Below are 13506 nucleotides of genomic sequence, written 5' to 3' on the forward strand. Positions count from 1 at the left end.
CTAAATCCTCTTGCCTGAAAACTAAAATCCAATCTTTGCTCTTTCCATAATTTTTTCCTTCCTCCCAATAATAAAGCTGATTCAGGACAGAACAGTATTACAATTCCCAGATGAAATTTAATTTTATCTAAAAAACTATTTGGGTATTTCGATCTTGTTTTAGCCTTTCTGATTTGTAAAGGGTTTTCGATATCAAGTTATTTCTGTCATTTCATGAACAACAAACTTTTGACATACTTGTTGAATAACAAGCTTTTAGTAATTTCTTTCGTGTCTATGTGTTGTATCACCACGGCTTGTTTCCTGAGGACAGGAAACAGTGTGCCCACCGATGTGGTTGCGGGTGAGATAGATTATAATTATCATATTCGCCCAATTCTCTCCGATCGTTGTTTTCAATGCCATGGACCGGATGCTAACAAAAGAGAAGCCGATTTACGACTAGATACCGAAGAGGCCGCCTATGCTGGTCTTAAGGATAACCCCAAATTTCATGCTATTGTGCCTGGCAAGCCCCACGAGTCGGCTGTATGGTTGCGTATTGTTACAAAGGATACTGCTGATATAATGCCTCCGTTAAACTCAAATCTTAAATTGACCGAGCAAGAAATTACTTTGATTGAGAAGTGGATTAAACAAGGAGCAAAATACAAACCTCATTGGGCATTTACAGCACCTCAAAAAACACAGTTACCCAAAGTGAATGATACCAAATGGCCTCAAAGCCCAATCGATTATTTTACTTTGGCTAAAATGGAAGAAAATGGACTAAAGCCTAATGAAGAAGCGGATCGAGAAAGGCTGCTCAAAAGGGTGTGTTTAGACATTACAGGACTTCCTCCCTCGCTCGAACTACAAGAACGTTTTTTGAAAGACCCTTCGCCCAATGCTTATGAGAAGCTTGTCAATGAACTGCTCACTTCTCCTCATTATGGTGAAAAAATGGCAATTGCTTGGCTAGATGTTGCTCGCTATGCTGATTCTCATGGCTATCAAGACGATGGATTACGAACGATGTGGCCTTGGAGAGATTGGGTGATTCATGCTTTTAATAAAAACTATAGCTATCGTAAATTTTTGACATGGCAATTGGCAGGTGATATTATCGTCAAAAACCAAAAGGGTAATCTGCAAAACCCACGCATGAAAGAGCCCATATTGGCTACAGGTTTTAACCGTAATCATAAAATTACCCAAGAGGGAGGTGTAATCGATGAAGAATACCGTGTCGAATATGTGACCGATCGTACCAATACCTTTGGTAAAACTTTTTTAGCATTAACTTACGAATGCGCCAAATGTCATGACCATAAATATGACCCTATCAAGCAAAAAGACTATTATAGTGCGTTTGCCTTTTTTAACCAAGTGCCCGAAAAAGGCTTGTTTGGTACGATAGATGCGTCCTTTGCCGATCCTCCCAACCTTAAATTAACCACTCGGGATGTAAAACGGATTTTGAATTTTATCAATAAAAAAGATACTGCCGATGTTTCAGTAATGGTCATGCAAGATGCGGATACCCTACGAAAAACGCATGTATTGAGTCGAGGTAATTATGACCAGCCTACAGAGTTAGTTGAGGCTCAAATGCCTAACTTTTTATTAGCTTTTAATCCAAAAAAATATCCCCAAAACCGCCTTGGTTTAGCACAGTGGCTTACTGATGAAAAAAATCCTTTGACAGCAAGAGTCTTTGTCAATAGAATATGGCAAGAGTTTTTTGGGCGTGGAATTGTAAAAACTGTCGGTGATTTTGGGATGCAAGGGGAGTTGCCTTCTCACCCTCAATTGCTCGATTGGCTGGCAGTAGATTTTCGTACTAACCAATGGAATATCAAACGCTTGGTAAAACAAATCGTGATGTCGGCTACTTACAAACAGTCTGCCGTTATCACTAAAGAGCATTTAGCCAAAGACCCCGAAAATATTTTGCTGGCTCGTGCAACTCGGATGCGCCTTTCTGCCGAGTTGGTACGTGATTTTGTTCTGTCGACGAGTGGTTTGCTAAGCCCTACCATTGGTGGGCCGAGTGTAAAACCTTATCAGCCCAAGGGATTGTGGGAAGTAGCCACATCTGGTCGTGGAAGTCTCAAAAGCTATATCCAAGACCATGGTGATAGCCTTTACCGAAGAGGGATGTATGTGTTTATCAAACGTACTGTTCCACCTCCATCGATGTTGATTTTTGATGCCTCAAACCGAGACCAATGTGAGGTAAAACGCTCGAGAACCAACACGCCTTTACAAGCATTAGTCATGCTCAATGACCCTGTGGTGTTGGAGTCGGCCAGAGTACTAGCCGAAAAAATTACGCTTGAAAATAGTACTAATGAGGAAAAACTCAAAAAGGCTTTTCGTACTGTCCTTTGTCGAAACGGAAAGGAGAAAGAATTAGCTGTATTTGAAAAGTATTTTAACAGTGAAAAAGAAGTTTTTAGTCTAAAACCACAAAAAGCACTGAAACTCTTGAGCGTAGGAGAGAAGCCTTCTTTGTTTGTTTCGGCAAAAACCAAAGAGAAGACCAATTTGCGTTCTACGGCCGCCGCACTCATGCAATCGGTACTGATGATGTACAACCTTGAAGAGGCAATTATGAAATAAGCTTTCGGCGGTCGGCTATGGGCACTTGGCAGAAATGTTTCTTCGATTTTCTGGAAACGTTTAGCTGTCAATTTTTTGCCTTGGACTCCTTTGATAAATATCCTTTTTGTACTAGTAGAAAATCGTGCAAAATAAGATTTAAGTTATGTGTTTAGGCACTAGGCAACAGGCACAAGGCAAAGAGTGTTAATGTGTGTTTTATTAACCACAGTCATGCTTTTTTCAGAGCCCAGCGCCGAAAGCCGTTACCTGAAAGCCCAAAGCTCAATCTTAAATTCTATTTTGTCCACTAACTTAATCAACAGCATAAAGCAGCCAATCATAGAAGATGAATAAGAATGAATTTATAGAAAATCGTCTCAATATTACCCGCAGACACTTCATGGGAAAAATGACTGCGGGTATTGGTGGACTAGCGTTAGGCTCACTATTGGTGCCTGATTTGTTTAGAGGTTCGAGTGAGGATGCCGAAAATTTGCCTCTAGGAATCGCCCATTTTGCCCCAAAAGCAAAACGGGTGATTTACTTGTTTCAAAATGGTGCTCCTTCACAATACGAAAGTTTTGAATACAAACCTTTACTCAACAAAATGGCGGGGGAGGAACTTCCTGCTTCTATTCGCATGGGGCAGCGACTAACGGGAATGACGGCTAGTCAGGCTAAATTTCCCTTGGTGGGGTCTTATTTTAAATTTGCACAATACGGTCAATCAGGTATGTGGATGAGCGAGTTGTTTCCTAACATTGCCAATATTGCCGATGATATTTGTATGATTAAAACCATGCATACCGAAGCTATCAATCATGACCCTGCACTCACATTTATGCAAACAGGCGCACAACAAGGCAACCGTCCAAGTATGGGTGCATGGGTAAGCTATGGACTAGGCAGTGAAAATAAAAACCTCCCTGCATTTTCGGTCTTATTGTCAAGAGGAAAAGGTAATGGACAAGGAGTGTATTCAAAACTTTGGTCAAATGGTTTTTTAGACTCTACCCATCAAGGCGTTGTATTTAGTAGTGGCGAGGATCCTATTTTGTATCTCAATAACCCTGCTAACTCAGATAGGGCTTCGCATCGTAAAATGTTGGATCATTTGGCCGAACTCAACAATATGGCTTACGATGATTTTGGTGACCCAGAAATTAAAGCCAAAGTACAACAATATGAAATGGCATATCGGATGCAAACGGCTGTTCCTGAACTAACAGACCTAAGCAAAGAGCCCGATTATATTGTGAAAATGTATGGCCCCGAATGCCTAGTTCCAGGAACTTTTGCGGCAAATTGTCTTTTAGCTCGTAAGCTTTCGGAGGCTGGCGTTCGTTTTGTTCAGCTTTATCATCAGGGCTGGGACCAGCATGGTAATTTGGTTGGTGAAATGCCGATGCAAGCGAGAGATACCGATCGTGCCTCAGCTGCTTTGATTACCGACCTCAAACAAAGGGGCTTGCTCGACGAAACCCTCGTGATTTGGGGTGGCGAATTTGGACGTACCAACTATGTTCAGGGTACAGCTTCAAAGGATAATTACGGACGAGACCATCATCCAAGGGCTTATTGTACTTTCATGGCTGGCGGTGGCGTCAAACCTGGTACTGTATATGGTGAAACAGATGATTTTGGATATAATATTGTCAAAGATCCTGTGCATATCAACGACTTCCATGCGACGGTTATGCACCTTATGGGTATCAATCACGAAAAGCTCACTTACAAACACCTTGGTCGTCGCTACCGACTTACCGATTTAGCAGGAAAAGTATTGCCAGGATTGATGGCGTAGGTCTTGTATGAGTGCTGAATTAGATCTAAGTAGTCGGGCAATAGGCACAAGGCAAAGAGTGTTAACATGTTTTTAATAACCTCAGCCATGCTTTTTTCCAAAGCCCACGGCCGAAAGCCGTTACCTGAAAGCCCAAAACACAACAAGGTTGTTGTGTATTCCAAAACCAATTTTCTTTCTAAATATTGATTCGTTTATATGTCTCGTTTTCAGCATATACTTTCTTATTTGCTTTTTGCAATGCATGTTTTACTGCTATTCTTGCTGATTTTTCAAGAAAAAGTAGATATCCCTGTTGGCTTTCAAACCATAGGTCGGATGCATCCTATGGTTTTACATTTGCCAATAGGATTGCTATTAGTGACAGGACTATTTTGGTTTTTTAAGAAAGAATTTGAGGGAGAAAATTTTGCCAAACTCTTCAGATTTGTATTGGCTATTACAGCTATTTCTGCAAATATTGCCGCCTTGATGGGCTTCTTGCTCTCAAAGGAAGACGGCTACACGGCGAGTTTGCTTACTTGGCACAAATACGCTGGTATCGTATTGAGTTTTTTATGTTATGGACTTTGGGTGATATATCAGTCTTCTGCCGTCAAAACACGTATTTTTACGCCTATTTTATGCCTGAGTTTGATTGTTTTGTTAGTTACAGGCCATTACGGCGCTAGTTTGACTCATGGCGAGGACTATTTATTTCCTAATAATAGAGAAAAAACTGACATTGTATTTACCGAAGATACTTCCATTTTTGAAGCGGTTATTCAGCCTATTTTAAAAGAAAAATGCTATCAGTGTCACAACGAGCAAAAAACGAAAGGTGGATTATTGATGACCACCTTGGCAGGATTAAAAAAAGGCGGGAAAAACGGCCCCGTTTGGATGAGTGGTAATGCCTTACAAAGTCATTTAATTGAACGTGCCAATTTGCCCCTTGACGATAAAAAGCACATGCCTCCTAAAGGAAAAAATCAGCTTACACCCGAGGAGATTACCGTACTTAGTGCTTGGATTAATGATGGAACTAATACCCAAAAAACAATAAAACAATTGTCAGCTGATAACCCTATAAAAGCATACTGGGAGAAAATTAAAAAAGGTTCAACAAGCCAAACCGAAGTTACTTTTGACTTTGAACCTGCCAACGAGCAAACCATTCAAAAACTCAATAACCCTTTTAGGGTAATTTTTCCTTTAGCCAATGGTTCGCCTGCTTTACAAGCTGATTTCTTTGTGCGTCAATCCTTTAAGCCCGAACAATTAGCAGAATTAACAGAAATTAAAGAACAATTGGTGATTCTTAATTTATCCAATATGCCTATCAAAAATGAAGATTTGAAAACCATTGGACAGTTTGGACATTTAGAAAAACTTGTGTTGAATAATACAGATATTACTGGAGATAATATATCAAGTCTTCAAAACTTAACTAACTTAAAATCACTGTCTTTATCGGGTACAAAGCAGACTAAAAACTCCCTGATGGAGCTGGCAAAGTTACCAGCACTCAAGCAAATATATGTTTGGAATACCTCACTTAAGGAGTCAGAGGTGAATGAAATACAGAAACAGTTTCCAACAATTCACTTTGAAAAGGGGTATATTCCTACCGATACCGAAATGCTTAAGCTTACGCCTCCTATCCTCCAAAATGAGGATTTTGTGCTTAGCAAGCCTACGCTCATTTCTTTCAAACATCCGCTGAAAGGTGTTACAATACGTTATACTACTAACGGACAACAACCCGACTTGCTGAGTTCGCCTGTATACCAAAAACCTTTTACCCTGAATACTTATACTGTACTCAAAGCAAAAGCCCTCAAAGCAAATTGGTACGCTAGTGATATGGTTGAATATGTCTTTTTTAAAGGAAAATATCGTCCCCAAAGTGTAGAATTAATCAATCAACCCAATCCGCAATATATGGGAGAAGGAGGAAATACACTGATTAATTTGAAAAAAGGCGATGCTAATGACTTCAAAAATAAAGCTTGGCTAGGATATCGTGAAAAACCCTTTGAGGCACTTTTTACCTTTGATAAACCAACACCAATCAAGTCGGTAATGCTTAGTCTTGGTCGAAACTTAGGAGGTTTTATTTTTCCTCCTACTTCTGTAGAAATATGGGCTGGGACAAGTAAAAATACTTTACAAATGATACAAAAAATTATCCCTATTCAGCCGCTAAAAGATGAACCCGTTCGCATAGACCCAATTGAGACTAACCTAAAGGCTGGGAATTACTCTTTCATCAAAATTATTGCTCGTCCTATCACCAAGCTTCCGAATTGGCACAATGGAAAAGGACAACCAGGCTGGGTATTTATTGATGAGGTGTTTTTTAACTAAGTACTTAAGGAATCGTGCAGAATTAGATGTAAGTTTTATGTTGAAGGCATAAGGCAAAGAGTGTTAAAATGTTTTTCAGTAACGATAGCGATGATTTTGCCGAATGCTCAAAGCTGAAAGCCCTAAGCTCATGAATTAGATTTTATTTTGCCTATTAACTTACCTTACTAGTTTATTCAAAAATTGGGAACGTTGCCGGTAACGATTGCAATAAAAAAGACAGTTTTTTATTTGTTTAGTTCAATATAGAGCCTCAATTTCATGGGGAAAAGCATTGATATTTTGGTCATTTGCCTTTAAACCCACTCCTTGGGCTGTTTCAACTTTGTTGGGAATTACGATTTTCTAAAGCATAGTTGAAATAGAACTATGTCATTTAATAACAATCTGTTTTATGAAAACTTCATTTTTTCGTTGGGCTTTAGCCTTGGCTCTAGCAGTTCCTTTGGCTACCTTAGCCCAAAAACCGCCTATCTATAGCTGGGATAATCTGCCCAAAATAATTCAACCAAGTTTTAAAAAGGATACCCTCAATATTCAAAAACTAGGAGCAAAACCCGATGGTGTAACCCTCAATACACAAGTTATTAACAAGGCTATCGAAGTAATGAGTAAAAAGGGTGGTGGCGTTGTATTGGTACCTAAGGGCATTTGGTTGACTGGTCCTATTGAGTTGAAAAGTAATGTAAATTTGCATATTCAAAAATCTGCCATCGTACTTTTTACCAACGATAAAAGTCAATATGCCTTAGTAGAAGGCTCTTATGAAGGGAAAAAAGCAGCGCGTAACCAATCGCCTATTTCGGCGGTGGGCGTCGAAAACATCGCTATCACGGGAAAAGGAATAATTGATGGAAATGGAGATGTATGGCGTGCAGTCAACAAATCACAATTAACAGAAGGACAGTGGAAAGAAAAGCTAGCTTCGGGCGGGGTTGTGAAGGCCGATGGCAAAACTTGGTATCCTAGCGAACAATTTCTTAAAGCTAGTGTAGAAGGAAAAAGTATGTTGTTGACTGATGGAAAAAAACCTTCAGATTTTGCCGAGATGAAAGATTTTCTTCGTCCTAATTTAGTGGTTTTGACACAATGTAAAAAGGTTTTGTTAGAAGGAATTACATTTCAAAATTCACCAGCTTGGTGTCTACATCCTTTGATGACAGAAAACCTCACAATTAGAAACGTAGTTGTGAAAAACCCTGAATATGCGCAAAATGGCGATGGGATGGATATCGAATCATGCAAAAACTTTTTAGTTGAAGGATGTACCTTAGATGTAGGAGATGATGCTATTTGTATTAAATCTGGAAAGGATGAAGAAGGTCGTAAACGTGGAATGCCCACCGAAAACGGTATTATCCGCAACAATGTAGTATATAATGGACATGGTGGCTTTGTTGTAGGGAGCGAAATGAGTGGTGGGGCACGTAATATCTTTGTATATGATTGTACTTTTATGGGAACCGACAAAGGGTTGAGGTTTAAGTCAGTAAGGGGGCGTGGTGGTATTGTCGAAAATATTTATGCCAAAAATATCTATATGAAAGACATTGCGCAAGAAGCCATTTTCTTTGATATGTATTATTTTGTCAAATTCGCCACAGACTCGCCAAGAGACGAGCGTCCTATTGTAAATGAAGGCACACCGATTTTTCGAAATATGAAATTTGAGAATATTGTTTGCCACGGTGCTAAAAAGGGTATTTTTGTGAGAGGATTACCCGAGATGCCGATTCAGAATATTACGGTCGAAAACGCTACATTACAAACAGAACTTGGAGCCGAGCTAATAGATGCAAGTGCTATTACTTGTAAAAATGTTACCTTACTAGCCGAAAAAACTGAACCAATGATTTTGATTGATAATAGTCAAAAAGTTACTCTCGACAATATTATTGTTTCGAAGGATGCTAAGAAGTTTTTTACCATTACTGGAAATCGGACAAAAGAAATAAAAGTGCTAAAAACAAAATTGGAGCAAGCGCAAGAAAAAGTTGAATGGAAAGAGGGAGCTTCGGCCTCTGTATTATCAATTATGCCATAATTTAGGAATATTTGTTAAGATATTAGGAGTTACCAACATTTGTTCCGTTATTTGTCAAAATTAAAAAACAAATGCAAACAGGAACAGTTAAATTTTTCAATGAGTCAAAAGGTTTTGGCTTCATTTCTCCAGAAAATGGTGGAGAGGATATCTTTGTCCACATTTCAGGATTAGTAGATTCAGTTCGTCAAGATGACAAAGTTATCTTCGATGTAGCTCAAGGTAAAAGAGGATTAAACGCCGTTAATGTAAAGTTGGCTTAATATATAAGATATAACTGATCATTTCTTTTAAGCATACCCCTAGGGGTATGCTTTTTTGTTTTTTTAAAATCATATTTCACCCCAAAATATAAATTCCAGAGGGGCTATTGGATATACCTTGCTGCCATTTCATGCGAATATCCAATAGAATTTTCGGGAGAAAACAACTCTTGAATATGTGATTCTGAAAGAAATGACCTGATTTTGGTATTTTCTAAAACTAATGTTTTCAAGTGTTTTCCTTTAGTTGTGGCTTCTTTACAGAGTTCTTCTACCATTTCATGAGCTTCGCTTTTACCTAAAGTTTCAGCCAAAGCAAAAGAGAGATTTTCGGCATAAATCAATCCTTGCGTTATTTCTAAATTTTCCAACATTTTGTCAGAATTGACTTCTAATCCATTGCTCAAGATGCTCATTTGTCGCACACTTCCAGCGGTCAATTGTACCACTTGTGCCAGTGTTTCCCATTCGGCATGCCATGTGCCAGTCGCTCGCTCGTGGTCTTGTATTTGAGCACTCAGCAGTGTTGCAATCAAATTAGGAACACGCTGTGCATTGGCTAAAATGGCAATAGACGAAACAGGATTGCGCTTATGTGGCATCGTCGACGACCCGCCTTTTCCTTTGCCTGCTGGCTCAAATACTTCGGCTATTTCAGTTTGCATCAACAGACTGATATCTTTGGCGATTTTTCCTAAACTTCCCGAAAGCATACCAAGTGTTGTGGCTATTTCTACCACAAAATCTCGCTGCGTATGCCATGAAATGGGATGGTATTCGAGCCCCATATTGGTTGCCATACGCTGTGCAATGGCTAACCCTTTTTGAGGCATACTAGCTAAAGTTCCGACTGCACCACCCAATTGTAGGTAGTATTTCAAAGACTCTAATCGCTGTTTTGCTCTTTGAAGACTATCTATCCAAATGGCTACCTTATAATCAAAACTAATAGGACGAGCTTGTTGCATAAAAGAGCGACCTATCAAAAAAGTATCTTGATGCGCTAAGGCCAAAACCCTTAATTGCTCTATACTTTGGGTCAACAAAGGAAGCATCAAATGAATGGCGTCTTTGCACTGCAACATCATGGCAGTATCAATCACATCTTGACTGGTAGCACCAAAATGGACGAACTTTGAGGCATCTGCGCTTTCTGCTTTGACGACTGATGTTAACTGTTTGACCAAAGGAATAGCGATATTTCCACCCAGACCTACCTGTGCCTTTAGTTGAGGAATATCTATTTTTTCAACCTTACAACAATGCGCTATAACTTCAGCAAACTGACTAGGAATAAACGTACATTCTGCTTGAGATTTTGCTAAATGAGCCTCAAAATCAAGGAGATACTGAATGCTTTTTTCAGCAGTATATAATTCACTTATTCGCTTATCGTAAAATAAGGTTTGAAATAAATCATTCATGAGAGATTGATTTTAGCGACAATTATACTTTTTCTATAATAACAGCATACCCTTGTCCTACGCCCACACACATCGTACAGAGCGCATAGCGTTTGTTTTGCTTATGTAATTCAAGGCTTGCCGTTTGAATCAATCGAGTGCCAGACATGCCGAGTGGATGCCCCAAGGCAATTGCACCACCATTAGGATTGACTCTAGGGTCGTCGTCTGACAAACCTAATGCTCTGGTACAAGCCAAAGATTGAGCAGCAAATGCTTCGTTAAGCTCAATAATATCAATTTGGTCGATGCTTAATCCTGCTTTTTCTAAGGCTTTTTGGGTTGCTGGTACTGGACCAATCCCCATGATTCTGGGTTCAACGCCAACGACTGCCGAAGATACAACTTTTGCCAAAGGTTTTAAACCATATTTTGCTACTGCCTCTTCAGAAGCCAAATACATAGCAGCTGCACCATCGTTCAGACCAGAGGCATTGCCAGCCGTAACGCTACCACCTTCTTTTTTGAAGGCAGGTCGTAATTGTGCAAGTTTTTCCAAGGAAGTTTGAGGTTTGATAAACTCATCCTTTTCAAACGCAACAATTTCTCCCTTTTTAGGACTAATACTTACTGGAATAATCTCTTCCGCCAATCGACCATTTGATTGCGCTTGTGCTGCTTTTTGTTGTGAGCGAAAAGCAAATAAATCTTGGTCTTCACGACTGATACCATATAGCTCGACCAGATTTTCGGCGGTAACTCCCATGGCATCAGTGCCATACATTTTGTGCATCAGTGGATTGACAAAACGCCAACCAAAGCTCGAATCAAACATTTGGGCGTCATTTCCAAAAGGTTTTGATGTTTTGGAAATAACCCAAGGACCACGAGTCATGTGTTCCATACCCCCCGCAATCATAATTTCAGCATCCCCTGTTTGAATCGCACGACTAGCATTAATGACCGCCGACATTCCCGAAGCACATAGTCTATTGACTGTTTCGCCAGCGATGGTATAGGGTAATCCTGCCAAAAGTAATGCCATACGAGCGACATTGCGATTGTCTTCTCCTGCTTGGTTGTGACACCCCAAAATCACATCTCCAATGTTTTCGACAGGTATTTGTGGGTTTCGAGCCACTAATTCTTTGATGACTAATGCCGCTAAGTCGTCGGCACGAACGCTTGATAAACTTCCGCCAAAACTTCCGATAGGAGTGCGGATGGCGTCGATGATGTAGGCTGTTTTCATGAGAGTTTTTCGATAAATTGTGCAGCAGTTTTAGCTCTTACTTCTTCGATAGTTACATTGGGCATAAGCTCAATAAGGGTGAGTTTTCCGTCTGGATAGGCAAAAACCGCTAAATCGGTGATAACCAAATCGACCACGCCTTCGGCCGTGAGCGGGAGTGTACAGGTAGGAACCACTTTGGAGGTTCCGTCTGGGTCGGCATGAGTGAGAGTGACAATCAATTTTTTGGCTCCCGAAGCCAAGTCCATTGCACCACCAACGCCCAAAAGCGGCTTCCCTGGCACAGCCCAATTGGCTAGATTTCCTTTTTCATCTACTTCCAAACCTCCCATAATAGCCACATCAACATGTCCACCACGAATCATCGCAAAGGAATCTGCACTATCAAAATAGCTACTTCCTTTGAGAGCCGTAACAGGAATTTTTCCAGCGTTTACAGGGTAGTCCATTGCTCCACCGCCATCTTCAGGCGCTGGACCGACACCTAGCATGCCATTTTCGGTATGAAGAATTATGCCATTTTCAGGTTTGATTAAATCAGCCACAAGCGTAGGAATACCAATTCCTAGGTTGACAACATCGCCATTCTTCAGTTCGGCAAAAGCTCGTTTGGCCATTTGCATACGTGATTCGCTCACCTTCTTGCCTTTGTTGACAGATGCTGATGAGCCTAGGTCTTCTAAACTAACCTTAGCTTCGACCAAATAATCTACGAAACATCCTGGCGTATGAATAAAATTGGGGTCTATTTCACCTACAGGAACAATTTCTTCCACTTCAGCAATCACCAAGTCGGCAGCTGTTGCCATAGCTCGATTGAAGTTTTGCTCTGTCATTCTGTAGGTTAAATTTCCCGCAGTATCGGCTTTCCAAGCTCTGATAAAAGCTACATTTCCACGAATCCCTTCGATGAAAACTTGTTCTTGACCATTAATAATTTTGGTATCTCTTCCCTCGGCAATAAGTGTTCCTGCTGAGGTTGGCGTATAAAAACCGCCTATTCCAGCACCTCCAGCACGAATGGCTTCTGCTAATGTGCCTTGTGGCAGAAGTTCATATTCTACCTCACCAGATTGTGCAGCTTTTACAGCATCGGGATTACTGGTAAAAAATGAACCAATCATTTTACTGATTTGACCGTTTAGCAAAAGTTTGCCCCCTCCAAGATTTGGTTCTCCTACGTTATTGCCTATAAAAGTGAGGTTTTTGGTTTGTGTTTTTGCGAGTGCATGAAGCAAATGAACAGGATTGCCTGTCATACCAAAGCCCCCACCCAACAAAACATCGCCATCTTTGACCAATGCTGCGGCTTCTTCTACCGTAATTTGTGGTACTTGTTTCATGATTTTTAAGTGATTTAGAAAGTAACCATGAAGTATTTCGACTTAAGTTAGTACGCAAAATAAAGTTTAAGATTGTGCTTTAAGCTTTCAGGTATCGGCTTTCGGCGGTAAACTATGGGAAAAATGCATTTCCGTGGTCGTTAAAAATATTTTAACACTCTTTGCCTTGTGCCTTTTGCTTTGTCCCTAAAACACAAAACTTAAATATAATTCTGCACGATTACTTAAGTATTAGTGCTGAATTATGAGTTATGAATTGTGAACATAAAATTTTAATTATCAATATATTACATCTTCAATTGATTCAACATAATTATGCACAAATACTTAAGTTAATCGGCAAAATAAAATTTAATTTTTGAGCTTATGGCTTTCAGCATTCGGCAAAAATATATCTATTATTACTAAAAAATATTTTAACACTCTTTGCCTTGTGCCTGTTGCCTGTTCCCTAAACTCATA

General features: G+C 39.9%; 8 protein-coding genes. 5 read left to right on the forward strand and 3 right to left on the reverse strand.

The genetic code is table 11. The features are described 5' to 3' along the window. Window positions 1-213 precede the first annotated feature (213 nt). The 5 genes from ACOVQ4_RS01550 to ACOVQ4_RS01570 all read left to right on the forward strand — a co-directional run bounded on the left by ACOVQ4_RS01550 (window position 214) and on the right by ACOVQ4_RS01570 (window position 9046). Entirely contained in the window at window positions 214-2604 is a 2391-nt protein-coding gene (locus ACOVQ4_RS01550) for a PSD1 and planctomycete cytochrome C domain-containing protein (RefSeq protein WP_421818907.1), read from the forward strand. 328 nt (window positions 2605-2932) lie between these two features. Further along, the gene (locus ACOVQ4_RS01555; protein ID WP_421818908.1) at window positions 2933-4390 is read left to right on the forward strand and encodes a DUF1501 domain-containing protein; all 1458 of its coding nucleotides are present in this window, start codon (window positions 2933-2935) and stop codon (window positions 4388-4390) included. Window positions 4391-4588: 198 nt separating this feature from the next. Next, a complete protein-coding gene (locus ACOVQ4_RS01560) occupies window positions 4589-6739 on the forward strand; it encodes a c-type cytochrome domain-containing protein (protein WP_421818909.1) in 2151 nt (716 codons plus the stop codon). 394 nt (window positions 6740-7133) lie between these two features. Then, window positions 7134-8783: a glycoside hydrolase family 28 protein gene (locus tag ACOVQ4_RS01565; RefSeq protein WP_421818910.1), complete on the forward strand. Its 1650-nt coding sequence runs from the start codon at window positions 7134-7136 to the stop codon at window positions 8781-8783. Between the two features lie 71 nt (window positions 8784-8854). Next, entirely contained in the window at window positions 8855-9046 is a 192-nt protein-coding gene (locus ACOVQ4_RS01570; protein WP_421818911.1) for a cold-shock protein, read from the forward strand. Window positions 9047-9150: 104 nt separating this feature from the next. Here ACOVQ4_RS01570 and pcaB read toward each other — a convergent pair whose 3' ends face one another. The 3 genes from pcaB to ACOVQ4_RS01585 are packed head-to-tail and all read right to left on the reverse strand — an operon-like array spanning window position 9151 to window position 13044. Then, on the reverse strand, window positions 9151-10470 hold the full coding sequence (gene pcaB, locus ACOVQ4_RS01575) for a 3-carboxy-cis,cis-muconate cycloisomerase (protein ID WP_421818912.1): 1320 nt from the start codon (window positions 10468-10470) through the stop codon (window positions 9151-9153). Window positions 10471-10492: 22 nt separating this feature from the next. Next, the gene (pcaF, locus tag ACOVQ4_RS01580) at window positions 10493-11701 is read right to left on the reverse strand and encodes a 3-oxoadipyl-CoA thiolase (protein WP_421818913.1); all 1209 of its coding nucleotides are present in this window, start codon (window positions 11699-11701) and stop codon (window positions 10493-10495) included. After that, a complete protein-coding gene (locus tag ACOVQ4_RS01585) occupies window positions 11698-13044 on the reverse strand; it encodes a 3-oxoacid CoA-transferase (RefSeq protein WP_421818914.1) in 1347 nt (448 codons plus the stop codon). The genes pcaF and ACOVQ4_RS01585 overlap by 4 nt, the downstream gene beginning before the upstream one ends. Window positions 13045-13506 lie beyond the last annotated feature (462 nt).

It is taken from the genome of Flectobacillus sp. (assembly GCF_049240685.1).
In the GTDB taxonomy this organism is placed as follows: Bacteria; Bacteroidota; Bacteroidia; order Cytophagales; family Spirosomataceae; genus Flectobacillus.

What these genes read in the sequence shown, in the direction of transcription:
- ACOVQ4_RS01550 (WP_421818907.1), top strand. Translation starts at nt 214, where the DNA reads ATGAACAACAAACTTTTGACATACTTGTTGAATAACAAGCTTTTAGTA.
- ACOVQ4_RS01555 (WP_421818908.1), top strand. Translation starts at nt 2,933, where the DNA reads ATGAATAAGAATGAATTTATAGAAAATCGTCTCAATATTACCCGCAGA.
- ACOVQ4_RS01560 (WP_421818909.1), top strand. Translation starts at nt 4,589, where the DNA reads ATGTCTCGTTTTCAGCATATACTTTCTTATTTGCTTTTTGCAATGCAT.
- ACOVQ4_RS01565 (WP_421818910.1), top strand. Translation starts at nt 7,134, where the DNA reads ATGAAAACTTCATTTTTTCGTTGGGCTTTAGCCTTGGCTCTAGCAGTT.
- ACOVQ4_RS01570 (WP_421818911.1), top strand. Translation starts at nt 8,855, where the DNA reads ATGCAAACAGGAACAGTTAAATTTTTCAATGAGTCAAAAGGTTTTGGC.
- pcaB (WP_421818912.1), bottom strand. Translation starts at nt 10,470, where the DNA reads ATGAATGATTTATTTCAAACCTTATTTTACGATAAGCGAATAAGTGAA.
- pcaF (WP_421818913.1), bottom strand. Translation starts at nt 11,701, where the DNA reads ATGAAAACAGCCTACATCATCGACGCCATCCGCACTCCTATCGGAAGT.
- ACOVQ4_RS01585 (WP_421818914.1), bottom strand. Translation starts at nt 13,044, where the DNA reads ATGAAACAAGTACCACAAATTACGGTAGAAGAAGCCGCAGCATTGGTC.